Annotated in this window: 21 protein-coding genes; 8 read left to right on the top strand and 13 right to left on the bottom strand. The window is 56.4% G+C overall.

Annotated elements, in window-relative coordinates; genetic code table 11:
• Window positions 1–100: 100 nt before the first annotated feature.
• Entirely contained in the window at window positions 101–1,549 is a 1,449-nt protein-coding gene (locus tag ACGYLO_RS20405; RefSeq protein WP_394377282.1) for a mannose-1-phosphate guanylyltransferase/mannose-6-phosphate isomerase, read from the bottom strand.
• Between the two features lie 251 nt (window positions 1,550–1,800).
• On the opposite strand from ACGYLO_RS20405, the gene ACGYLO_RS20400 reads away from it, so the two are divergent.
• Window positions 1,801–2,253 carry a hypothetical protein gene (locus ACGYLO_RS20400; protein ID WP_394377281.1) on the top strand — a complete coding sequence of 151 codons (453 nt, stop codon included), beginning with the start codon at window positions 1,801–1,803 and terminating at the stop codon, window positions 2,251–2,253.
• A gap of 257 nt (window positions 2,254–2,510) precedes the next feature.
• On the opposite strand, the gene galE is transcribed toward ACGYLO_RS20400, so the two are convergent.
• The 7 genes from galE to ACGYLO_RS20365 form a co-directional block, all read right to left on the bottom strand.
• Entirely contained in the window at window positions 2,511–3,494 is a 984-nt protein-coding gene (galE, locus tag ACGYLO_RS20395; RefSeq protein ID WP_394377280.1) for a UDP-glucose 4-epimerase GalE, read from the bottom strand.
• 132 nt (window positions 3,495–3,626) lie between these two features.
• Window positions 3,627–4,499: a glucose-1-phosphate thymidylyltransferase RfbA gene (gene rfbA, locus ACGYLO_RS20390; protein WP_394377279.1), complete on the bottom strand. Its 873-nt coding sequence runs from the start codon at window positions 4,497–4,499 to the stop codon at window positions 3,627–3,629.
• The gene (gene rfbD, locus ACGYLO_RS20385; protein WP_394377278.1) at window positions 4,496–5,338 is read right to left on the bottom strand and encodes a dTDP-4-dehydrorhamnose reductase; all 843 of its coding nucleotides are present in this window, start codon (window positions 5,336–5,338) and stop codon (window positions 4,496–4,498) included. Before rfbD ends, rfbA begins: the two co-directional genes overlap by 4 nt.
• Entirely contained in the window at window positions 5,335–6,387 is a 1,053-nt protein-coding gene (gene rfbB / locus ACGYLO_RS20380; protein ID WP_394377277.1) for a dTDP-glucose 4,6-dehydratase, read from the bottom strand. The genes rfbD and rfbB overlap by 4 nt, the downstream gene beginning before the upstream one ends.
• A 3-nt stretch (window positions 6,388–6,390) precedes the next feature.
• Window positions 6,391–6,951, bottom strand: a complete 561-nt coding sequence (rfbC, locus tag ACGYLO_RS20375; RefSeq protein ID WP_394377328.1) for a dTDP-4-dehydrorhamnose 3,5-epimerase — start codon at window positions 6,949–6,951, stop codon at window positions 6,391–6,393.
• Window positions 6,952–7,076: 125 nt separating this feature from the next.
• Window positions 7,077–7,835, bottom strand: a complete 759-nt coding sequence (locus tag ACGYLO_RS20370) for a hypothetical protein (protein ID WP_394377276.1) — start codon at window positions 7,833–7,835, stop codon at window positions 7,077–7,079.
• A 384-nt stretch (window positions 7,836–8,219) separates the two neighbouring features.
• Entirely contained in the window at window positions 8,220–8,465 is a 246-nt protein-coding gene (locus tag ACGYLO_RS20365; protein ID WP_276154641.1) for a type II toxin-antitoxin system CcdA family antitoxin, read from the bottom strand.
• A gap of 295 nt (window positions 8,466–8,760) precedes the next feature.
• On the opposite strand from ACGYLO_RS20365, the gene ACGYLO_RS20360 reads away from it, so the two are divergent.
• Window positions 8,761–9,915, top strand: a complete 1,155-nt coding sequence (locus tag ACGYLO_RS20360; RefSeq protein ID WP_394377275.1) for a DUF4214 domain-containing protein — start codon at window positions 8,761–8,763, stop codon at window positions 9,913–9,915.
• Between the two features lie 483 nt (window positions 9,916–10,398).
• Window positions 10,399–11,862, top strand: a complete 1,464-nt coding sequence (locus ACGYLO_RS20355) for a DUF4214 domain-containing protein (protein ID WP_394377274.1) — start codon at window positions 10,399–10,401, stop codon at window positions 11,860–11,862.
• A gap of 31 nt (window positions 11,863–11,893) precedes the next feature.
• Here ACGYLO_RS20355 and ACGYLO_RS20350 read toward each other — a convergent pair whose 3' ends face one another.
• Window positions 11,894–13,855, bottom strand: a complete 1,962-nt coding sequence (locus ACGYLO_RS20350; protein WP_394377273.1) for an acyltransferase family protein — start codon at window positions 13,853–13,855, stop codon at window positions 11,894–11,896.
• A gap of 609 nt (window positions 13,856–14,464) precedes the next feature.
• Between ACGYLO_RS20350 and ACGYLO_RS20345 the strand changes: the two genes are divergently transcribed.
• Window positions 14,465–14,950, top strand: coding sequence for a hypothetical protein (locus ACGYLO_RS20345; RefSeq protein ID WP_394377272.1), 486 nt, complete (start codon window positions 14,465–14,467; stop codon window positions 14,948–14,950).
• A 101-nt stretch (window positions 14,951–15,051) separates the two neighbouring features.
• Complete coding sequence (locus ACGYLO_RS20340) at window positions 15,052–16,020, top strand: hypothetical protein (protein WP_394377271.1); 969 nt, start codon at window positions 15,052–15,054, stop codon at window positions 16,018–16,020.
• A gap of 130 nt (window positions 16,021–16,150) precedes the next feature.
• On the opposite strand, the gene ACGYLO_RS20335 is transcribed toward ACGYLO_RS20340, so the two are convergent.
• Window positions 16,151–16,399: a type II toxin-antitoxin system Phd/YefM family antitoxin gene (locus ACGYLO_RS20335; protein WP_394377270.1), complete on the bottom strand. Its 249-nt coding sequence runs from the start codon at window positions 16,397–16,399 to the stop codon at window positions 16,151–16,153.
• 626 nt (window positions 16,400–17,025) lie between these two features.
• Between ACGYLO_RS20335 and ACGYLO_RS20330 the strand changes: the two genes are divergently transcribed.
• Window positions 17,026–17,460, top strand: a complete 435-nt coding sequence (locus tag ACGYLO_RS20330) for a hypothetical protein (protein WP_394377269.1) — start codon at window positions 17,026–17,028, stop codon at window positions 17,458–17,460.
• An 80-nt stretch (window positions 17,461–17,540) separates the two neighbouring features.
• Entirely contained in the window at window positions 17,541–17,864 is a 324-nt protein-coding gene (locus ACGYLO_RS20325; RefSeq protein ID WP_394377268.1) for a hypothetical protein, read from the top strand.
• 109 nt (window positions 17,865–17,973) lie between these two features.
• Here the strand turns inward: ACGYLO_RS20325 and ACGYLO_RS20320 are convergent, their stop codons facing one another.
• From ACGYLO_RS20320 to ACGYLO_RS20310, 3 genes are all read right to left on the bottom strand, one after another.
• A complete protein-coding gene (locus tag ACGYLO_RS20320) occupies window positions 17,974–18,264 on the bottom strand; it encodes a CcdB family protein (RefSeq protein ID WP_394377267.1) in 291 nt (96 codons plus the stop codon).
• 346 nt (window positions 18,265–18,610) lie between these two features.
• Window positions 18,611–20,398, bottom strand: a complete 1,788-nt coding sequence (locus ACGYLO_RS20315; RefSeq protein ID WP_394377266.1) for a hypothetical protein — start codon at window positions 20,396–20,398, stop codon at window positions 18,611–18,613.
• A gap of 119 nt (window positions 20,399–20,517) precedes the next feature.
• The gene (locus tag ACGYLO_RS20310) at window positions 20,518–20,889 is read right to left on the bottom strand and encodes a response regulator (RefSeq protein WP_394377265.1); all 372 of its coding nucleotides are present in this window, start codon (window positions 20,887–20,889) and stop codon (window positions 20,518–20,520) included.
• Window positions 20,890–21,649: 760 nt separating this feature from the next.
• On the opposite strand from ACGYLO_RS20310, the gene ACGYLO_RS20305 reads away from it, so the two are divergent.
• A complete protein-coding gene (locus ACGYLO_RS20305) occupies window positions 21,650–22,009 on the top strand; it encodes a plasmid mobilization protein (protein WP_394377264.1) in 360 nt (119 codons plus the stop codon).
• Window positions 22,010–22,679 lie beyond the last annotated feature (670 nt).

Here is a 22,679-nt window from a genome sequence, read left to right as displayed (position 1 = left end):
ACCTACATAGATTAAGCGCCACAGGTGATACGCCGGACGCCCTTAAGTTGCATTCGGATTAATGCCATCCGTGCCCGACGTTATAGAGGAAGATTCCGGATTACCCTTTCGCCCCCTGCCCGCGCGCATAAACGTCCTCGTAGCGGATGATATCATCTTCCCCAAGGTAGCTGCCGGTTTGCACCTCAATCAGTACCATGGGGACTTTGCCGGGGTTCTCCATTCGGTGGACCGCCCCTAGAGGAATGTAAACCGACTGGTTCTCGCTCACGAGCTGCACCTCTTTGTCGATGGTCACACGGGCCGTGCCTTCCACGACAATCCAATGCTCTGATCGGTGATGATGGCTTTGCAGACTGAGTGCGGCGCCCGGATGGACAACGATGCGTTTAACTTGAAACCGCGATCCCACCACCAGACTTTCGAACCACCCCCAAGGACGGTAATCCCGCGGCAGAGTTTCCGCTTGAGCAGCCCCTTTTGCTTTGAGGGCTGCCACGGCCTTCTTCACGTCTTGAGCCCGGTCTTTATGCGCCACGAGAACCGCGTCAGGCATCGCGACCGCAATGATGTCTTGCAAACCAATGCCTACTAGCTGTTGTTGACTGTCTTCGGCGCGCAGCAATGTATCATGACAATCAATCGCTGTCGCCGCTTCCGTTACCACCACGCCTGTCTCATCAGGCCCAGCTTCCCGCCAAACGGCATCCCAGCCGCCTAGATCCGACCATCCATTCGCATAGGGCACCACATTGAGATTGTCGGCTTTTTCCATCACCGCGTAGTCGATCGAGATGTCTTCAACCTTGCGCCAGGCCTCGGGATCAAGCCGCGTAAAGCCCAGGTCTTCTTCAGCGCCCTCAACAGCAGCACGGACCTGCTGCAACATGGCTGGAGCGTGAGCTTCAAAGGCTGCAATGATCGCTTCCACCGAAAACAGAAAAATCCCCGCATTCCACAGGTGTCGTCCATCCGCCAACATGGCTTCAGCCGCGGCTTTGTCCGGCTTTTCCACAAAACTCTTGAGCGGTTGAGGTGTCGGCGCGAAGTCTGCGCCAGGCGCCTGGCTCATTTCCAACCAGCCATAGCCGGTTTCAGCACGATCAGGGCGGATACCAAAGGTGACAAGCCCACCTTCTTGCGCCACCGCAGTTGCCGCCTGTACCGCGGCGCGGAACGCCGCTGCGTCAGGAATGACATGATCCGAAGGGGCCACCAGCATTAGCGCCTCAGGCGCGCGTGCCGCCAAGCTCAAAGCTGCCGCAAGAATAGCGGGGGCCGTATTGCGTCCCTCAGGCTCGATGAGAATACCAGCAGGCGCAATTTCCACAGCCGCCAACTGTTCGGTCGCCACAAATCGAAAATCTGCCCCGGTCAGCACGATAGGCGGTGCAAAGCCTTTCCCCGAAAGCCGTTTAGCCGAAGCTTGAAACAAGCTCATCTCTCCCATGAGTTCCGCAAATTGCTTAGGATAGCTCTTCCGGGACAGCGGCCACAGCCGAGTGCCAGAGCCGCCCGCAAGCAAAATCGGGTGAACAACATGGGTCATGAAAACATCCTTCAGATAGAGGGGTTAGGTCATGCGGTATTCCCAATAACCATAGATCAATCAACAGCTTCCTAAAGGCCTTTTTCCAGCCCTCCAAAGAAAGTGCCGCTAGACAGCGGGGCCGCGAGCTTAGAACGAGAGTAAAGCACCACAATATGCTATGATGGCGAGGCTGCGCGAGTCGCTTCGGTGTGTTTTCTAAGTCGCGACAGTATCGGTTGATTTAGCATCTTTTACTCGAGGATACCGCCATGCGCCTTTATATTGCCGCATTTCACGCCGCAGGACATAAGCTTCGATATGTGGTACCTGCGATTGCTTTGATCACCGCACAAGCCGTTTCTGCCGACCCCAATCTCGCGGCCTATTACACCACAATCGGCAGGGAAGATTTTTACAACTCCAAAGGCGCGCCCCTCAAAAGCGTTGGCGCCGTCATCCAGCAAGACCGCGCAAACTTCCATCGTTTCGGCCTGCGTCACGCGGGAGATGAAACAGACCCTTACTTTAGCAACCCCGCCCTGCGCGCCATGATCCCCGATCTGGTGCGCGCAGGTGGCGTAGACCGTTATCTCCAAGAACTTTTGGGAAGCGGTTGGCAGGGCTATAGCCAAACTTGGCTCATCCAGGTCTGCGGCACGCCGGGGCGCGTCACCCATTTGCGCATCGATCCCGCCGATGGCGACGGATATTCAGACTGCTAAGACAGCAAAAAGCCCCACATTCAGCCTTTATTGATAGAGTTCGCAAGACACCTCAAGCCGTTCTGGCGAAAAGGCAATACTCCAACCTGAATTCCGAAATTCAAGCTAAAAACTCCGAATAAGCATATCTGAGATTCACTCTTTAAATCGCTCCATAGAACGGCACATTCTCGGCATCATCCAAAGCCTTCTTCGAGAAGAGTTCAACTCAAGCCATTGCAAAAATTATCAGATCGGGTCTGACTGCACTACCGAGCTTAAGCATCATAGTGACCGCTCTGGTGCCACCTCCAAGCATCGGCAATAATCTTATCCAAAGTCGAGCGCTTCGGCGTCCAGCCCAACTCTTCCTCGGCCCGAGAAGAACCTGACACGAGCTTGGTGCAATCTCCCGGGCGGCGCGCACCGATCTCATGGGGCACCGATTGATTGGTCACAGCGCGGCTATGGTCGAGCACTTCGCGTACCGAAAAGCCGCTGCCAGTGCCAAGGTTGAACACCCGGCTACCCTTATCATCCTGCAGCCATCTCAAACCCAAAACATGGGCATCAACCAGATCGCAGACATGTACATAGTCACGAATGCAGGTGCCGTCAGGCGTGTCATAGTCATCCCCAAACACGGTCAATGCCGCGCGTTTGCCGGCAATCGCGTCTAGCATCAGTGGGATTAGATGCGTCTCTGGGCGATGGAACTCGCCCACCTCCCCCTCAGGGTCCGCCCCCGCCACGTTAAAATAGCGAAAAATAACATGTTGTAGCCCATAGGCGGCTTCAAAATCGCGCAAAATACCCTCAATCGCGCGTTTCGAGGCGCCATAAGCGTTGATCGGATACTGAGCGCTGTTTTCATCCAACACGACGTTATCTTGATCGCCATAGGTCGCACAGGTCGACGAAAAGACGAACCGATCACAGCCCGCAGCAACCGCCGCCTCAATCAACGTAAGAGAACCGCATACGTTATTGCGCCAGTAAAGGCCGGGCTCTGCCATGCTCTCTCCCACTTGACTAAGAGCGGCGAAATGCATCACCGCGATGGGCTGATGTTTCGCAAAAACCTCATCAAGCCGCACACGATCCTGCAGATCACCTTCCTCAAAAGGGCCAAATTTCACCGCATCGCGCCAGCCGGTCACGAGATTGTCGAAAGTAACGGGAGTGAAGCCCGCCGCTTTCAATGCCTTACAAGCGTGCGAACCAATATAACCCGCCCCACCAGTGACCAGTACATTGCTCATACCGTTCTTCCTCGCGATTTGAACTTACTGTACGCTTGTGCGCGGTTCGGGCAAAGTATGCACCTCCCCTCCAAGTCAGCGACCCACCACTCCTACACCTCCTGCAGCGGGTAGCCACGCTAAAGAAGACAATTAGCCGAGAAGGCTTTTTAGGTAGTCCCCGTAGTCATTCTTGGAAAATTTCTCGGCTCGCTCTTGTAAGCTCTCGCGGCTGATCCAGCCTTTTGCAAAGGCGATCTCATCTGGGCTCCCCATTTGCAGACCTTGGCGCTGCTCCAACGTTCTGACGAAGTTCCCTGCGTCCAGAAGCGAGCCATGCGTGCCTGTATCAAGCCAGGCAAAACCGCGTCCCATTTGCTGCACGCCAAGCTCACCGGCGTCGAGATACATTTGCAATAGCGAGGTAATCTCTAACTCGCCGCGCGCCGAGGGCTCGAGCTGCGCCGCACGCGCAGGTGCCAAGCCATCCAGAAAGTAGAGCCCTGTCACCGCGTAATTGGAGGGAGGATGCTCAGGCTTTTCGATGATCTGCCGCGCTTCGCCGTGGTCATCAAATGCCACCACACCATAGCGTTCGGGATCCGCCACGCGGTAGCCAAACACAGTCCCGCCCATGGGCCGCGCGTCCGCCGCGGCCATCAACTTGGGTAGATCATGTCCATAGTAAATATTGTCACCTAAGATCATCGCCGAAGGGCTGCCCGCGAGGAAGTCTTCTGCAAGAATATATGCCTGTGCGAGTCCGTCCGGACTGGGCTGTATGATGTACGTCAGCTTAAGCCCCCATTGCGCCCCATCCCCCAAGGTACGGCGAAACTGATCGGCATCGTGAGGCGTGGTGATGACGGCGATCTCTCGAATGCCCGCCAGCATCAATACCGATAAGGGGTAATAGATCATCGGCTTGTTATAGACAGGCAGCAGCTGTTTGCTGAGACCCATGGTGATGGGATAGAGCCGGGTACCTGAGCCGCCTGCGAGAATGATGCCTTTGCGCTTGGTCATGCGATCAACTTCTTGACGACTTCAGTAAGGGCGGGCTTCCACTCCGGCATCCCTATACCAAAATCAGCCTGCAACGAAGTGCAATCGAGCCTGGAGTTCAACGGCCGCCTCGCAGCTGTCGGATACTCGGATGTGGGGATCCCCCTCACCACAACATCGCGTTGCGCTGCGGCAAATGTTTCGCGCGCGAAACATTTCCACGACACCGCAGGACTGCCGGCGTAGTGATAGGTCCCACCCCCCTGTCCGCCTTGCAAAGCCTCGACAAGGCGCAAACAGCTTTGCGCAATCGCGGCGGCCGGTGTAGGACCGCCAATCTGGTCGTCCACGATGGACAGCGCATTCCTGCTTCCCGACAGCCTCAGCATGGTTTTTACAAAATTGCTGCCATGGGCGGAGAACACCCAAGACGTCCGCAAGATCACATGCCGGCATCCGGTGGCACGGATCGCCTCTTCCCCGGCCAGTTTGGTGCGCCCATAGACCCCCAAGGGCACTGTCGGATCACCAGGCTTCCACGGGACCTGCCCCGCGCCGTCAAAGACATAATCCGTAGAAAGATGGACCAAGGGAATGCCAAGGTCTGCACAGGCTTGCGCCATGGCCCCCGGCGCGTTGCCATTGATGACCTGCGCCAGCCGCTCTTCCGTTTCCGCAGCATCGACCGCCGTATAACCCGCAGCATTGATCACGGCCGTAGGCTTTAGGGCCTTAATCGCAGCCGCACAGGCTGCCGGGGCGCTCAGGTCCGCCTCTGTCCGCGATAAAAAACGCGCCTTTGGTGCGTGGGTCTGAAGCTCGGTCGCCACCTGACCAGTTTTGCCAAAGACGAGCATCACGCCTTCACGCCCAGCCGTTCACCGACACCTTGCCGATCTTGCAGCGCACGCCACCAGGGTTCATTGCCAAGATACCACTGCACGGTGCGCTCCAATCCTTTTTCAAGCGCTACCGACGGCCGCCAGCCCAACTCATCACGTATACGGCTCGGGTCAATGGCATAGCGCGCATCGTGGCCGGGGCGATCAGCGACAAAGGTGATTTGCTCGGCATAGCTGATCCCGTCCGCGCGTGGGCGCAGCCGGTCCAGAATGCGACACAGGCGTTCGACCAGCTCCAGATTGCTGCATTCGTTTTCCCCGCCAATATTGTAGCTGCGCCCAATCTCTCCTTTGGTCAACACTGTCAGCAGCGCATCGGCGTGATCTTCGACAAAAAGCCAATCCCGCACATTGGCACCCGTGCCATAGATCGGCAGCGGCTTGCCCGCCAGGGCGTTTAAAATCACCACCGGGATCAGTTTTTCCGGAAAATGGTAGGGGCCGTAGTTGTTTGAGCAGTTGCTCACCACCACCGGCAAACCGTAGGTGTGATGCCAGGCTCGGACCAGGTGATCAGATGCTGCCTTCGAGGCCGAATAGGGCGAGCGGGGGTCATAGGCGGCCTCTTCCGTGAACAATACCTGTGGATCCTCAGGCAACGAACCATAAACCTCATCGGTTGAGACATGGTGAAAGCGGAAAGCCTCAGGGCATCCCCGTTCCTGCCAATGCGCACGCGCGGCTTCGAGCAAAGTATAGGTGCCGGTGATATTGGTGTCGATAAATGCGCCCGGCCCATCAATGGACCGATCAACATGGCTTTCCGCCGCGAGATGCATCACCGCGTCAGGAGCGTGTTTGGCAAAAATACCATCAAGCGCCGCACGGTCGCGGATGTCAGCCTTCTCGAAATGATAAAGCGGGCTGTCTGCCACCGGGGCCAGATTGTCGAGGCAAGCGGCGTAGGTCAGCGCATCAAGGTTCACCACTTCTATCTTACGAGCGATGGCCAGTCGCACGACTGCCGAACCAATAAACCCCGCGCCTCCCGTGACAAGAAGCTTCATGGCTCAGACCTCATAGCGAAACGGGGTGTTGAGATCGGAAAGCCTAGGGGCGCGCGTATCTTTTTCCGAAAGGATGGGATCGCCCTCAACCCCCCAATGGATCCCGATATCCGGATCGTCCCACCGAACAGCGCCTTCGGTTTCCGGGGCATAGGGCGCAGAGCATTTGTAGACGATCTCCGTATTGGGAACGAGCGTCGCAAACCCATGAGCAAAGCCTGCGGGCACCAACAGTTGCCGCCCGTTGTCTTCGCTGAGCAACGCGCCGGTCCATTGCCCATAGCTCGGGCTGCCTTGGCGGATGTCCACCGCAACATCAAAAAGCGCGCCCCGTCCACAGCGCACAAGTTTTGCCTGTGCTTGGGGAGGTGCCTGGAAATGCAGCCCCCGGATGGTGCCCGCGCGCGTTGAAAAAGAATGGTTGTCTTGGACAAAGTCGATGTCGAGACCGGCCTCCTTCATGCGCGCACGGCTCCAAGTCTCCGCAAAAAAGCCCCGGTCATCCCCAAAGCGGCGCGGAATGAGCAGCAAAACACCCGGAAGCCCTGTTTTTTCTATTTCCATACGGCCCGTCTTTCCAATGCGGTTCGCGTACCTCAATGAGCTAGCATCTGTTTTGCAAGGAAAAAAGAACACCCATCGCACCAAACCCCGAACCAAAGGCCTCGATGAGATTTACCCAACCGCATTCAAGCGGCGCCCGATTGCTCAGCCGCCACCAGAGCCAGTGGATCGCGAGAATAACGCTCTATGCAAATCCGGACGATCGGACTGGCCTGCTCGATGACATGTGCCCAAGCCGCCTCACCCAGAAAAACCTCTCCGCCATGACCGCGGCACGTACTCTCCAACCAATCTCGCAAAGGCGAAGGTGTCTCATCGAAAATGAGCAATCGCGGCGTATACCCTGAATAGCTACAATCCGCCGCCATCGACATATCGTCTCCCAGGTCATTCCGGCTCAGAGCGACATCCTGAGCACGATACTTCAGGTGATACACATAAGGTCCGCAGACGCATTCGGCGCTGCGCTTATAGCCACCTCCCACGCCCCAAAGCGGGGAGGCTTCCGCCGGATAGACCCTCCCCCGCAGCGCGACCCGGGAAATATTCGACAGGAAATGGTGGACAGCTTCCGCCCTATGCCTCTCAAGCTGTTTGATGTTCTCTTCAGAGGGCGACAGCCCCCTTAGGTCCTCAAGGAGCAACGCGACCTGCTCTTTGAACGAGAACATGCACTGAAAGACCGTCAAGAGTATGTCGAAATCCCCGAAGGTCGCGCGGGCTTCCCGCTCAAGCACAGGCCAGTCCACGCCCGGGACTGGCTGCGAAAACCAGACTGACGGCGTGTCGGCGAAAGACCGTTCCGGCCGGGCGCAGTCCGGCAAGTTCTGCAACCTCCCTCGGATCGCAAAAGCTGCCTCCATCTGTCCAACCAAACGGGTCATGATATCATGCCCAGAATGCCCCATGGCCCATGCCCCTCCCGTCCGCAGGCATATGACCCCGCTGGATGCATTGAAGCCTCAACAATGGGGTATCTCCATCTTCGCGCCAATCAAATTTGCATGGAAAACCAGCATCGCGAAGGAATAGGAGCAGTAAAAGAGGGAAAGGACATTAGGCAGCTCAGGTAAAGGCCAGCAATCTCACCAGTGTGAAGCCCCTACTTGGCACTTCCAATTGCAAACATGGGCTCCAATCGCTCAATAGACTTGGCCCTGAAATACTGGAACCTGTGGGGCAACCACGCGGGTCCCAGTCAATCAGATCGGCTTGCAGATTGAGACCAAACCGCCCACCCGCAATACGACACGCGCGAAACAGAGCCATCAATCGATCTTCAGCACTTGAAGATCCGCTAAAGGCGCACCGTTCGCTTCCATCCACGCGCGGCGCTCTGCGATGGCTGCCGCATGTTCCCAAGTCCATGCCTTAGCTCTCGCAAGACGCACAGCCTCAGCGACCGCAGCGTCGCTGATTGCTGAAACATTCAGGCCCAATTCCCGTGCTGCCGCCAAATTAGCGCAGGTAAGCGTAATATGTGTACGTTGCTTTCTTGCGCCAAGCTGCCGCATCAGGACACCTCCTATATACACAAATACGCACACTTCGGATGCATGTCATGAGCGATCTGCGACGAAAGAACAACCAAGGCGCGAACTCCTATGCCGTGTCGGGAAAGCAAGGCTTAGGAAGTTACTTCACGTTTTGAGTGCCCATGCCTCTTTCCGTCTTGTTGGACGCTTTCCCAGTAATGTAACTACAGCATTCAAAAACAACCCAGCCCTCAAGGGCTATGACTGAGGCGTCAAGCAGGACCCTTTCTCCTTCAAAACAGATCAGCCTCCGGCTGACGAGAGGCTATGTTATATGAGCTATACTCTGGCTGACTATAAGTGGGGCGCGGGCAAGCAGGGCCAGTCCGGCGGCGTCGTGTCCTGGAGCTTTGCACGTCCCAGTGCGCTCGGGGGTGCGTTTGCCGGCGAGATCATAAACCCCCTCTACCAAGAGTTGATCCGCGACGCCTTTCAGGCTTGGGAGAACAGTGCGAACATTCAATTCGTTCAGGTCGCAGACGGCTCCCAAAGCCAGCTACGGCTTGGATGGGATAACATTGATGGCCCCTATGGCGTTGTTGGCAACGCCACGTCCTATTTTAGCAAGCTCAGTGCATCCGCAAACTTGTACACTGTTCAGGAAGCGGAAATCCGCTTCGATCTGGCCGAGAACTGGGCCACCAGCAAAGTGTCGACATCCGCGCTAAACTTCTACACCACAGCCTTGCATGAAATTGGTCACACCATGGGTCTGCTGCATACAGATGACCCACACACCATCATGTACCCCACCATCGCAAACCAAACTGAACTGACAGCCCATGACATCCTTGGCGCCCAAACCATGTATGGCGCACGGCTTTCCGGCACTACGCAAAACGACATGCTGACCACCACGGCCGGCTCAGATACCATAAACGGCCACGAGGGCTTGGACACGGTCCGCTTTGAAGGCGCGGCGAGCCTCTATACGGTGACCGACGACAATCAGTTCAATATAAAAGTTCAAGATGAGGCGTCAGGCATCACCCGCGAGCTGCAAAACATCGAACGGCTGCAGTTCGATGACGGTTATCTAGCCTTCGATACCGATGGGAATGCGGGAACCGTCTACCGGCTTTATCAGGCCACGTTCGACCGCACCCCTGACGCGGAAGGCCTGGGCTTCTGGCTAAGACATTTCGATGCCGGCACCGTAGCGCTGCCGGCGATGGCAGACTACTTTCTTCACTCCCAAGAGTTCACCGCCAAATATGGGCAAGCAGAAACCCTAGAAGATAGTGCCTATCTCACCCTGCTCTACGGCAATATTCTCGACCGAGCCCCCGATCAGGCCGGCTTCGACTTCTGGCTCGATCAGCAAAACAAAGGCCTTAGCCAAGAGGCCATCCTCCAGTACTTCTCGGACTCACAAGAAAACATCGCCAAAGTCGCGCCAGCCATAGATGACGGCATCTGGTATGTATAACGCAGGGGGGCCAAAAGAGGCTCAACCCGTTAGAGGCGTAAAGCATCAATCAGACACCATCATCTGAAAATCACTTCCCAATACTACGTTTGCGAAAAAGAATATGTCGCGCTCCATGCTCCGAAACAGTCAAAGCGCTATTTTGGCCTGAATTCGGCGATATAACACTGTTTTCCTTCATTTCCCCTGAGTGCTACGCGATAACTAATGCACAAACAGTGAAGCCTTGAGCACCAAAAGGAAATGAGACATGGAGAACACTAAGGCGCTTGCCCCATTGGCTCCAATACGATCTCGCCATGCGATAAGACAGCGTCTCGCATCTCGATAAGCGCTTAGTGCGCGCGCCTTGCGCAACCAGCCGGGGGCTCGCATCGCGACCGAGCTTAGCGCGGTATTTAACTGTCCGAAACAATTAAGACCCTAGATTGACAGCCCGTTTAGAAGTTGCCAGCCTTCAAACAGCAGTTTGGAGACAGCTTTATGACCCCTACGCTGACCATCACGTTCGAAGACGATTTCGATAGCCAACAAGGAAAATTCTCGAGAACTTCCGTAGACCCCAACGGCGATGCGGACGTCGACTATTCCAGTGCTGCCATAGAGGTTGCAGTTCGACAAGGCTGGCAGGCGTGGTTCGACTTGATGCCGGGCGCTCAATTCTCACCGAACGCCAATATTGAAATCCAAATAATCTACGAGTCCATCCCGGGGACAAGCGTAGCCTGGATAGGTTTCTCCTCCGTTCAAGATGACAGATATCCGGCAGCAGTTCCGAGCGTTTTTCATGAGCTGTTGACCGGTGTCGATCCAAATGGCGAAGCCTATGATGCAACTATCGGAGTAGGCCCAGACCTCGGCACGCGCTACGGGGGGATTTCGTCTGTCATGGCACATGAGTTCGGTCATGCTTTTGGTGTCTGGCATGGGTACGGCGAGACCACAGTCTTTGACAATCTTGTTTCAGACGGGTTTTTCCTTGGCCAAAACGCTGTCTTATCGCATGGCGGCCCCGTGCCCACGCGAGAAGGCGGGCATATTGCCTCCCCTGCTGCTTCTATTATGGGGGGAAACTCCATTGGCGTCGCCCCATTAGACATAGAAATACTTAGAGATCTTGGCTTTTATGTGAGTGATACAAATGTCTTCACCGCGACCCCAGGTCCAAACGTATTTAATGGCGGTACTGGCTTTGATACGGTCTCAGTGGGTATCTCATCGAGAGACGCCACGATCTCCCTTGCCGATTCCGGCGCCGTGACGGTCTTTGATAGAAACGGAGCCGGGGGAACAGATACGCTCACAAATATCGAGCTTATCGAATTCAATGACATAGATATTGAAATGTCGAACTTCAGTGGTCTAACGCAGCTCAATAATTCTCAGTTTTTAGACCTAGCGAAAGTGTATGTTGCGTACTTCAACAGGGCAGCGGATGCTGAAGGGCTGTTCTACTGGGCTGACAAGTTGGCAGAAGGTATGGATCTGCTTACAATCGCGAACTACTTTTTTCAGTCGATCGAAGCTCAGTTACTATACCCAAATACAGCAGATACGTCGGCTTTTGTAGCTGCCGTATATGAGAATGTACTTGGGCGCACCCCGGACCCTGCGGGCTTTGAGTTCTGGACGAATGCACTTGGCGGTGGAGCAGTGCAACCTGCCACGTTCGTCCTAAGTATCATCCAAGGAGCAATAGGTGCCGATACTTCCTACCTAGAAAATAAGGCCAACCTCGGGGTCTATTTCGCGGCGATCAAGGGCATGTCGGATACGGCCGATGCACATGACGTGCTGAATATATTCGGCAATCAGGCGAGCTCGGACATAGCCAGCGCGAAGACACGTGTGGATGAACATTACAGTGATGCCATTACATCTGGGGGCGGCGATTTTCTATTTAAACTGATAGGAGTCGTCGACGATCCTTTCACCAACTTTGCCTAGGACAAACGATACTAGAAAGCTCCGAACAGGATCATAGGGCGAGTTCCTGTAACGCTGTATAGAATGGTTCAGAGAGTTGCGCGGCACCTTGTGTATTCAGGTGATCGCGGTCTCGGTATAAGAACCGGCCCTCTCGAAGGGGGCTGCAAACGGCTTCATCCGGCGGGCACAGCTTTTCAAAGGCGTTCACAAACGCCGCATTATCATGTGTTTGAGCAATGGCGGCCAAATCTTGATGAATGGCATCAATCAGGGGCAGCAACGTATCGCGGTCTATCGCGCAGCTAAGCTCATCGCGGGGCGAACATGCACGTATGTCCTCGAACAAAAACATAGGCGACGGGCCAACCAGAAGCAGACTGATCCCTTGACGCTCGAGCTCAGCCGCCAAACGATCCACATGCTCCACCCATTCTCGAAAATCATTCTGGATACTCAAAGGATCGGTGCGATTGAAGTAGAGGCGCGCCAACACAACGGTATCACCGGCCTTCCAGCTGTGCTTCACCTCTTCAAAAAGCGCCTCTCGGGGAGGAAATCCTTCAGGGTCCATCACAGGAAAAACTTTCCCGGGAGTTTCAACCAAGTGAAAGCCGAGCCCGTGATCATCGCGCAGCTTCAATAAAGCACCTTGCAGATGGCCTGCGTGGCTATCTCCCATGACCCAAAGTGTTTCGGATCGGCCTCCCCCCGCCAGCGGCGCAAAAGTACAGTGCTCGAAGGTATCTTGTTGCAACAACCTGCTTTGATCGTCGACAACACAGGTCGGGTCGAAAGGAAGGCCACTTTCGGGGAGTGGCAAGGTCGCAGGGGGCAGCGCGGCTTCAAGCTGAGACGGCTCCAATGATTTGCGGTAGGTGTTGCCAGCAGCCACTAGGATAATGACCGAAAGCACTGTCATCAAAGCACTCGCAAAATGCCAGACCCGAGGGCGCGGTGTCGCGCGCCGTTGGAAGGGTTGCTCTACAAAATGATAAGATAGAACAGCCGCACAGAAGCCCCCTGCTATGCTTACGCCTGGGTTCGATAAAAGACTGTAAGGCGCTAGGAGACCGAACGCCAAAAAGGGCCAATGCCAAAGGTACAAAGAATAGGATATATTGCCCAGGTATCTCGCTGATCTGTTGGTCAACAAACCTGTTCGCGCCGGCTCATCCGCCCCGACAAAGAGCAAAGCAGTGGTCAGGATGACGATTAGGATGTGACCAACAGCTTTCTCGCCAAGAGGCACCACAAAGCTTATGACGATGGCCGCGATGAGCGCTGGCACGTAAAGGCCTCGCCAAGCGCCTTTCACCTTGATCGGCCGATGATGGAGGAAAGCTGCCGAGGCGACACCGATACCCAACTCCCAAAACCGCAGGGGCATCATATAGTAAGCAGCCATGGGAGCCTGAGCTTGGAGGAGAACAAATCCTATCAAGGACAAAAGACTTAGCAGCCCGATCGCATAGATCAGCGCACGCGCATCACGGTTCCCCTTCGGCTTGAAGACAAACCAGAAAATAAACGGGAACAGCAAATAGAACTGTTCCTCCACCCCAAGTGACCACGTATGGGTAAAGCTGTTGTACCTTATCGAAGCTGAGAAGTAGTCAAGCTCCTGAAAGTACAGGGCAAAGTTCGAAACCCCAAACAGCGCGGCAGCCCCGGCGGAAAACGACGCCTTAGGATCGGGATCGATCACCAAAAGAACGGCACAGGTCAGTCCGACACATACGACCATCGCCGGGAGGAGTCTCTTGATACGCCTTAAGGAAAACGCTGCGAAGAAGGCGCCAAAAGAGGGTGAACGCCCCGACAGGAGCGACAGCGTTATGACAAAGCCCGATATGACAAAAAATACGTCCACTCCAAGGTAGCCGCGCGGGAACCAGCCCTCGAACGCATGGCCCGCGATCACAGCGACAACCGCAAGGGCTCTCAAACCATCAATGTCAGGCCTGTACCCTACAGGCTCGCTGCTTTGCCGTCTCAAATTTTGAAGCTGCATAAGTCAAATCACACCAAAAGCTAAAATGCTGTCATAAAGTAATTAGAAACAGTGCTATCATTGCCCTGCTTCTCTTATCACGGCGAAAGAAGATGTGAACCAGATGCAGGCCAAATCAGAAAATGACCTATCAGCAGATGTCGGTCGCATCGTGCTACAGGCCCTACGCGTCTTTACGAGAATATTATACAGCGCCATCGCCGTGATGTCGCACGAAGACACCTTGCGCCCGAAGTTACATGAACCTCAATCTTTCTGATTGCTTGCCGCGCAAGCGGCTCTAACGCCGCTTTGGCCCCTCAAGCTATCCAAAGCGGCTATTGGGCCGTTTGGTCTGGGCCGCGGCGCGTGACCCACTCCTCGACAATCCGCCTTACCAGTTCAGGCCGGGTGGGGATATCTTCCTCCTGCCTTCGGGCATCATCGAGCGCCTCTATAAGAGCCGTCGGCATACGGACCATGAGCGGTTGGGTATCGGCTTTGGGGCGGCCGCGAGATTTCATAATATCACCTATTGACATCGCAATTACATGATATCATGTTATCGTGTAAGCGGAGGAGCTGCAACTCCCCCGCCCCACTAACCACGCAGACTACGAGGAAATCTTTATGGCTAAAGACCAATTTATCACGCCCAATCCTAAAACAGAACCCGCCAACAGCTTGCTTTGCGGTGTTGCGCTGCAATTCCGCCATGCGCTCGATCTTTACTTCACCGCCCTGCAGGCGGATTGGCATTACTGCGCCGGTCGCTCGAAAGCAGCTCCCGCCGCAACGGCCATCCTGGCTCACGCGGCGGCGTCAGCTTGGGCAAATTGCACGCAAGCCTTATATGAACTGCGCAATATGTCCGGCGCTCATCCCGATACCCGCTGTGCAGCAGGATACCTACTGCACAGCGTACCTGAACAAACTCCCACCGAAAGCTCATTGGACCGGCTGGGACGACAGCTTCTCCAGATTGCCCGGGGGCATCGCAAGACACAGCCGGGACTTTCGGCTCTTCTGGAAGAAGCCAGCACTTTGCTGATCGTTCATTCAGCAAACATGGTGGTCATCTCCATGCACCCCCGCGGCGCCGATCGGCTTTCCTGACCCATAGTCCCGGTCGAGCGCCGTTCTTTTCCAAAACGTATTTTTCCACATCCCACCGGGATGACGCAGTACCTGCGCCCGGCAAATTTTACGGAAACTTTATGCCCTCTCGCAAAACCATGTATCCCTTCCCCGTCGATGGGGCCCTTCGCCCCGTGTTCCAAGGCGCGCAACTTCCCCATTGGCAGACAGCCGCAGAAGCCAAAGGTTTTTGCCTGATCGGCCGTGCGGTCGATCGCTTGCATGTCATTCTCGGCTGCAAAACCTGTGGCACCCCCACCCTCAAACGCATCAGCGTTGTCTTAGGGCATAATCCGGAATGTCCCCATTGTATCCGTATCCGCCGCGAATCCGCAGCCGCCGCGGTAGGCGCCCAACTCTGCGGGCCAGACCCCGATGGAGACCGTCACTACGGCCTTTATCAGCTCGTTTGCGGTCATCGCGATCGCCGGCAACATACGCGTGTCGAAGCAGCCGCCGACGGCGGCCATAAGCTGAGCTGCAGTATCTGTCTTCAAGAACGCCATGCCGCCGAAGCCGAGGTGCAGGGCTGGCAGCTTGTGGGAGACGCGCTGCGCACCAATAAGAGCTATCGCCACTACGAACATCAGTGCGGTCATCAACAAGATGTCGCCATTGCGAACATGCGTAGCGGAGATATCGACTGTGCCGGATGCGGAGAGAGCTGGGCCTCCAAGCCCAGCAAAATCTACCTGATGGCTTTTACCCTACCTGAGGCTCCTGTGCTCAAGCTTGGCTTCAGCAGCAACCCAGCACTCCGCCTGCGCCAGGTGCAAGACGACCCGGAACTATCCAAGGGGGCGCTCCTGCGTGAGACATCAGTCGACACCGGGCATCGCGCCATCTGCATCGAAAAAGCACTGCACGCGCATATTGCAACCCATCGGCCAGACCTCATCGTCCCCCCTGCCCTGTTTCGGTCTCACATGCGCATCACAAGTGAAATCTATCATCACCATGGGAAGACCTATATCTCCGCGCTTCTCGACGCCGTCGCCTCAGGCTGGGACCCCAGTGTTTCCCTTCCCCAACCTCAGAGCACTCAATAAGTACCCGAGAAAACCAGGCAGCAGGCCCCTCTCCCGCAGTGGCCCGCGACCCGGGTGGCGCTTCGCGCAGCCGCCCTACCTCCTTTTGCCTTGCGCAGTTTGGACACCACATTCGTATCGAGGATGAACATCAAGACAAATCAGCGGGACGTGTAAAGCTGCCCAAGCGATCCGGTTCAAAAGCTACGTCAGCCGTTTCTGGATCGGCAAGCAAATCAAGAATGCTTTCCTGGCGTCCTGCAAGCCGCCTGTAGGCTTCAATGCTGAGCAAGACATGCGCGGGCTTGCCCCGGTCTATGATAAACACAGGGCCATCTTGCGCAGCCCGCTTTGCGCCACTGGCGTCTTGGTTGAAGGTCCGGCTGGTGATCGCTGTCATTCCCATCGCTTACGCCCTTCTAAGCATTCTGACCCTCAACCCCCAAAGCGGTGACAAGTTACCTGTCGACCGCCACCTGCGACCAAGAGAGTTCAGAGATCCACGACAAGACGCGCGGAGCCCAGAAGCTCCGATGCCTGGTTGCGGCCCCTACTCTTTCCATCAACCCGAACGTGCTTTGCACATCGTGCTCAAAACAGGGACCCGCCGTCAGCATTCCTCCATCCGGAGCGTGTCACAGAACACCGCTTTTGTCACAGGAATGTCACAGCCTCTGTGACATGGCTAAGTATATGATATCCAATGACTATATATACATATCTCTAAATGTCACGGAATATAGATAAATGTATTAACGCGCGCACGCACATACGCACGCACCTACGCATGAGACACTCATTCGGCTGTGACATGTGACAAAGGATAACTCATTGTTTTTAAACAATACCCGTGTCACAGAGGTCTTCTCAGACCAGTTTTGAGCTCCAGAGCGTGACATTCTGCAGGTGAGTTGAGGCCTTCGATACCTCTTTTGGCCAGAACATGTGGATAACCTCCCGCAAAGGGTTTGGCCGAGCGAGGGCAGCGCTTATCCTACTCGCAAACAGATACCCCACGAGGCCCTCATGCCAAGACATCCTGCCCATTCCGACGCGGAACTCAGCGATACCATCCGCACCCTCATGGCTAAGACCGATGTCGTGCCAACCTATGAAGCGGTACGCACGGCCCTTGGCGGTCCGGTCAGCAATGATCGCCTGCAAAAGGCTTTGGGCAACGCGCGCCTTGCTCAGACCGCTCCCCCTTCGGTCGCCCCTGCCGTCGCCGCGCCGCCCGCTGCAGACCCTCAGGCGATTGCCCGCGAGGTGGCCGCCCTCGTCGCCCGCCCGCTCGCGGCGACCACCGGCTACCGTGCCCCGACCTATGCCGAAATCAAAGACGCTGTGCTGTGCAGCCTCGCCGCGCTCGAGCAGTCCTACCGACAGCATGATGCGGTGATCGCACCCTATATTGAGCGGATCGGACAGCTTGAAGCCGAAGCCGCCGCACGGGGGGCGTGATAAGGCCCCCGTCTGCGTAGAGCGCGCGAGGGTAATCTGCTGCTTAAGGTAGGCCGCAAAAGCCGCCCCAAGGAGGCCATATGACAAATGCGATTGCACTGGCAGCCGCGCAAGAAGCGATTGCAACCGACTATCCTGATAGATCGATAGAACTCATCGCCCAAGTGCATCATATCAGACCGAACGACATCGCCCATGTGGATGTGTACGGCTGCCAAGATACCAAATTACGCAGATCCGTCAGAGCAAAAGCCGTAATACTTCTGGAAGGACTTGGCATTCATGTCGAGCTCATCGGGAGCCATGATGTTTTCACCTTGGCGCCGGACTTTTCAGACCCGGCGGCCCTAAAAGAGTTCCAACTCCGATTAGCCGAGCAGAACCACGCAGCAAAGCGGTCCTAGATGTCAAAATGCCGTCCGTATAGCACAGGTGCCTTCTGCCAAGCGTCAAAAGGGAGGATTTAAAGCCCACATGGGCAGGCACATCCCGCCGGTACAGAAGGATGACAGGCTAGATGCCCGCCATAAGAACATCCACGGCGCGGGTGATCAAATCACTCTGGTTTGCAACATTTCCGGTACGCTGCAAACGCGATCGCTGTACCGCCACAATCAGCCTCGTCGCCAAAACCAAGCGTCGTCCATCGTATTCACGTTCGGGGTTCAGGTATCGGACCGCAGGGTAATCCACGAGCAAGGGTATGAAAACGACAGAGGCATCCGTCGGGAGCAAGTCACTTTCGACCACGACCATAAAAACGCCATTGTACTGCGCGACATCAAATCGCGTCAGCGAGACCACGAAGTTCTCCCCGGCGCCGCAACGATATCGGCCAGGGGGTGCCCATTACGCGCATGCCAATTTGATTGCGCTGCAAACAGTATTCTGTTTGCGTAAGGCCGAAATTTGGCGGCGGGTTCTTTCAGGGAACATACATCGGCGCCGAGGCCGAGGACGCCTTGCGCCGTTCCAGTATCTGCGGACATGCCACAATGCTAGCAGTCCAGGCGAGCGCTTCGAACAGGTCTTGCGCAGAGTAATGCTCAAAGCCTTCTTTTACGAGCCGTTGACAAGAAATCTGGCATTCTCTCATGAGGCGCAGATCCTCCGGTAGCCGCGGAACGTCGACGGTGGCACCATATAGGATCTACTTCCCCGCCCTCCAGGGGCGCGGGTACGTCTTGTTAAACGCCATCAGAGCGTCATAGCGCGCGGTTGTATCATTGAGATGCCGCAGCGCCCCCCAGCTGCCCCATTTGCTCGAGCGGGCCACATCGACAAAGGCGTTGAAGAGCGTGCCGCCAGCCGCCTCCCAATGACCCAGCATCTCTTCGTACAGCACCCCCATCTCTTCGGTATAGTTGAGATGCTGGAAAAACGCCGACAGGTCCTCGTCGTCAAGGTTCTCGCCCACCCCCACGATATGCGTACCACCTTCGTACATCACCAGATCAAGGCCATAGTGCTCCGCGACCTTCGCGTGATACGCAAATAACTCCGCCAAATGGGCCAGAGAGCCTTTGTTGTCCCCGGTCACGGAGCCATCTCGCAGCTCCTGTACGGCAAGGGTTGTGGCGTGATCATATTGATGCGCGTCGACCCACGCCGCCCGCGCCTCTCCAGAAAGGCCTTGGCTCTCTGCCACGGCTTGCGCTTTCTGGCGGCTCTCGGCAATCCATGCCTTCACCAGCCCTGCCTTGTCACGGCCAAGGGCACCGTCGAAGTATCCGGTGATCGCATAGGTGTCGAAGCTCTTGTAAGGCGCGGCGTGCCCCATCTCCTGCCAGGCCGGTGCTTCCAGGATCGAGTTCTCTAAACCCAGCCACCCCGTCTGGGTGCTGATGACCTTGACAAGGCGCGCCTCATATCCGGCGTAGACCGCATCGAGTGTAGCGGCCATCTCAGCAGCTTTGGCTGCATAGTTTTGCACCCATCCGTCGGAAAGCTCTTCCCCAAAACGCGCGATGGCATCCGCATGAGACTGATGGGCCTGCTCGAACTGCCAGTTCCAGACTTCGTTGGACAGTTCATAATGCGCGCGCAGCGGCGGGTCCAAGGCATCGCGGACATAGCGCGCAAAAGTCTCAACGTAGTCGCTGTCGGCGTGATAGGGCAGAGTAAACCAAGGCTCGGTCCCGGTCTGATTGGCCAGGGCAACCATGATCTCCACCGGAGCGCCAGGAACATAGGTGTGATCGGCAACCTGGGTAACCTCGGCCCAGGAAGAGACCTCGGAATCATTGGTATTCATCCAGTCCATGAAGCGGAGGGCATGAACGTCATCGATGAGTTTCACCCAATCCGGGTTAAAGATTTCCCCCGCCGCATGCGCCTGTAGATTGTCTTCATGAACGACAGTGATGTCGCGGATATGGTTCCCCGTCCCTTCTGGGTCCGTCTCGAGGATGTTAATCCCCACCAGCCCCCGGCCATTGGGCACATAGTCGAAGGTGATGTGTTTGTCTGCATAGCGCAGGTTAGAGCCATTGAAGATCTCGATCTCCCCTGCCCCTTCGTAGCGCAGGTGATAGGTACCCGCCGCATGGGTGGCTTCCACAGGAAGTTCCGTGAGGATAAAGCTCTCCAGACTGGTTACTCCTTCAGGAACCTGGGTTGGCCAGCCATGCGCGTCCAACACCCCCATGGCCTGCAGCGCGTCATCGTCCACCGCGCCCCATTGTCCTTCCCGGTGACCGATCCAGGGCCGCGAGGTGTTCATCACATCGATAAAGGGCTGCTGCGTTGCGTAATCCTTGATGCCATTCAGGCCGAAAGCCAGACCCGGCTCCCCGGTCTGTGTGCCCCTAGTGATCTCCGCGTCAGGCCCGGCGCGGTCGCGGGTTTCTGAAACCGAGAGCAAATACTTATCGGCATGATCCCTGTGCTGCCCGCCCAAGCGATCTACCGGACATGCAACGAAAGCGGTCAAGAACATCACAGAAATCATGGAAAGCCTACCGATAGAAGAATGCCTTTGACCATACCCCCAAGCCCCCATGCGTCAATCACAACCACAGAAACGATCAAATACCTCCGCCGCGCTGCGGTTCTAAACTACTGGCCTTCCAATAAAGCCTTGATCTGATGGCCGAGCGTCAGAGGGTCAAACGGCTTTTCCAAAACCGCTATCGCGCCTGTCGCCAACAACTCCGACCCCTTTCCGTCGTGCTGAGAGGCCGTCAAAAAAATCGCAGGAATATCTGCCAATCCTGGGATGACCCGAAGGGCTGCCAATGTCTGCGGTCCAGTCATGCCCGGCATCATGACATCCAACAAAAAGACATCCGGCGTAATCTGCTTTGCAGCCAGAAGGGCCGCCTCGCCAGAGAGACAGCTCACCACCTCAAAGTCGCCAAGAAGCTCAAGCGACATTCTGGCGATATCTAGGATATCGGCCTCATCATCCACGTGGAGCAGTTTGATCATGGGGCCACTCCATGATGGTGTTACACTGACCTTCCCACCCTAGACCACACAACCTAAGGCAGAAAAGGCATAGCTGGCATGCAACAGCATAATAGCACAGATTTGCATAACCGTGCTCGGAAAGCGCTGCGCAATACATCAAGGTTCGGCGCCCCTCAGGTAGCGGTCGTCATGATCGCAATTGGGTCCATATGATTTCTTGATATCACATCGTATCGGAAGGCAGTACCGACCGTCTCTTGCAATCTGAGGGACCGTCTTCTGCCCCGCGCTTCAAGCGCTCCAAAGCCTCCCGGTGAATACACAAGAGAACCGCAGATGATTACTTGATATCATTCATGCTTTACTGAGCAGATCACCTTGGGACAGCGCGGCCACCTGCTTCGGCCCCTGGTCGCATCCGCCACCGCCGAACACTCTCTATAACTCTTCGCAGTTTCCCGGACATCAACACGCGCAAAATACGCGTAAATCTTTATGTGGCATTTTACGAGAGCATCCCGCGCTTCCTTCTTCGGACAGTTTTTTGGTTTGGCGAAAACCCGGCCGACGGCGCTTTGGAACGCCCTATGAACCCTTGTTTTGTTGATCACCTCACCCCTCCCCCCCGGCCTCGAGAATGCCCCGGAGCCCGCGGCCACCCAGCCAATAAGCTTCACAGGGGGCCCTGTTCTCCCTGATTATTCTGAAGGCGAGAGGCGCAGGCCTCGGCCCAGGAGCGAGGCCCCCCGGACGGGCCCGCAACATGAGGACAGGATCAATGGGACACAGGACCATAAGAGACCACAAGACCGCGCCTCGGCGCATCCATGCCACCCAAGACGAATGGGACCGCATGCGCGCAGCAGCCGCGCGCGCCGGCAAATCGGTCTCGGCTTTTGCGGTCGAGGCCTGCCTGCGCCGCGCGGCTTCCCAGCCCCGGCCTAAGACCATAGAGGCCGTGCGCCTCTTGACCGCATCACATGCCGCTCTCATGCAATTGGCCGATCGTCAGCTGGCCAGCCCCCTTACCCTCTCCACTTTTGGAGCCTTGGCACAGCTGTCTGCAATCGAAGATCAGCTGTCTCACGTCACGGCACTGATCGGCAAAAATGTTCCCCAAGAGGCACGCGCCAAATGATCCTGCTTTGGTCCAAGCATCAGACTGGCCCCGCCGCGCAGGTGATCCGCTATCTGCTGGAAACGGAGGTCACCAAGACTGCGCAGCAACAGGCCAGCGTAACACGGCGGTCCCCTGCCCCCGAGCTATTGCTGGGAGATCCCATCCTTGTGGGGATGATGATCGACAGCCTGCCCTTCCAGTGCCGGTACCGCTGCGCCACCCTGAGCTGGGCTGAGGATGAGCTCGACGTGGCGCGCTTCAACGACGGTGCGGTCGGTCTGCGCCGGGCCATCGACGGCACCGTCAGGTTGTTTCTGGAGCTGGCCTGCGCTGGCATTCCCGAGCGGGCTCGGCCCCCGGTGCTGGTGGGAACCCATACCCATCTGGGCCGCCTTGAAGTCAACATTCTGATGCCCCGCGCAGTTGGTCTCCCGGGGGCGCCTTTGCGCAGTTGGAATCCCCATCCGCCCACCATCGGCAGCCGCGCGGATTGGGATGCCTATGTCGATGTGGTCAACAGCCACTACGGCTGGTTTGACCCGCGCGACCCGAAGAGGCGTCGCGCCACCACCCCACCCTCTTGGATGGCCAAAGAAGCCGCAGAAATCATGCGCCGCTCGGCCAAAGGCGAAAAGCTCAGGCTCGGCCCCTCGGACCCAAGGTTCCGCGCATGGGCCCTGCTGCGCCA

This window comes from Sulfitobacter sp. 1A13353, assembly GCF_043557255.1.
In the GTDB taxonomy this organism is placed as follows: Bacteria; Pseudomonadota; Alphaproteobacteria; order Rhodobacterales; family Rhodobacteraceae; genus Sulfitobacter; species Sulfitobacter faviae.
The sequence above is the reverse complement of the archived record's forward strand: the minus strand, read 5'-3'. Positions and strand labels throughout refer to the sequence as shown.

Bases quoted from the DNA above. Each gene is read 5' to 3' on its own strand.
- ACGYLO_RS20405 (WP_394377282.1), bottom strand. From the start codon at position 1,549: ATGACCCATGTTGTTCACCCGATTTTGCTTGCGGGCGGCTCTGGCACT.
- ACGYLO_RS20400 (WP_394377281.1), top strand. From the start codon at position 1,801: ATGCGCCTTTATATTGCCGCATTTCACGCCGCAGGACATAAGCTTCGA.
- galE (WP_394377280.1), bottom strand. From the start codon at position 3,494: ATGAGCAATGTACTGGTCACTGGTGGGGCGGGTTATATTGGTTCGCAC.
- rfbA (WP_394377279.1), bottom strand. From the start codon at position 4,499: ATGACCAAGCGCAAAGGCATCATTCTCGCAGGCGGCTCAGGTACCCGG.
- rfbB (WP_394377277.1), bottom strand. From the start codon at position 6,387: ATGAAGCTTCTTGTCACGGGAGGCGCGGGGTTTATTGGTTCGGCAGTC.
- rfbC (WP_394377328.1), bottom strand. From the start codon at position 6,951: ATGGAAATAGAAAAAACAGGGCTTCCGGGTGTTTTGCTGCTCATTCCG.
- ACGYLO_RS20370 (WP_394377276.1), bottom strand. From the start codon at position 7,835: ATGACCCGTTTGGTTGGACAGATGGAGGCAGCTTTTGCGATCCGAGGG.
- ACGYLO_RS20365 (WP_276154641.1), bottom strand. From the start codon at position 8,465: ATGCGGCAGCTTGGCGCAAGAAAGCAACGTACACATATTACGCTTACC.
- ACGYLO_RS20360 (WP_394377275.1), top strand. From the start codon at position 8,761: ATGAGCTATACTCTGGCTGACTATAAGTGGGGCGCGGGCAAGCAGGGC.
- ACGYLO_RS20355 (WP_394377274.1), top strand. From the start codon at position 10,399: ATGACCCCTACGCTGACCATCACGTTCGAAGACGATTTCGATAGCCAA.
- ACGYLO_RS20350 (WP_394377273.1), bottom strand. From the start codon at position 13,855: ATGCAGCTTCAAAATTTGAGACGGCAAAGCAGCGAGCCTGTAGGGTAC.
- ACGYLO_RS20345 (WP_394377272.1), top strand. From the start codon at position 14,465: ATGGCTAAAGACCAATTTATCACGCCCAATCCTAAAACAGAACCCGCC.
- ACGYLO_RS20340 (WP_394377271.1), top strand. From the start codon at position 15,052: ATGCCCTCTCGCAAAACCATGTATCCCTTCCCCGTCGATGGGGCCCTT.
- ACGYLO_RS20335 (WP_394377270.1), bottom strand. From the start codon at position 16,399: ATGACAGCGATCACCAGCCGGACCTTCAACCAAGACGCCAGTGGCGCA.
- ACGYLO_RS20330 (WP_394377269.1), top strand. From the start codon at position 17,026: ATGCCAAGACATCCTGCCCATTCCGACGCGGAACTCAGCGATACCATC.
- ACGYLO_RS20325 (WP_394377268.1), top strand. From the start codon at position 17,541: ATGACAAATGCGATTGCACTGGCAGCCGCGCAAGAAGCGATTGCAACC.
- ACGYLO_RS20315 (WP_394377266.1), bottom strand. From the start codon at position 20,398: ATGTTCTTGACCGCTTTCGTTGCATGTCCGGTAGATCGCTTGGGCGGG.
- ACGYLO_RS20310 (WP_394377265.1), bottom strand. From the start codon at position 20,889: ATGATCAAACTGCTCCACGTGGATGATGAGGCCGATATCCTAGATATC.
- ACGYLO_RS20305 (WP_394377264.1), top strand. From the start codon at position 21,650: ATGGGACACAGGACCATAAGAGACCACAAGACCGCGCCTCGGCGCATC.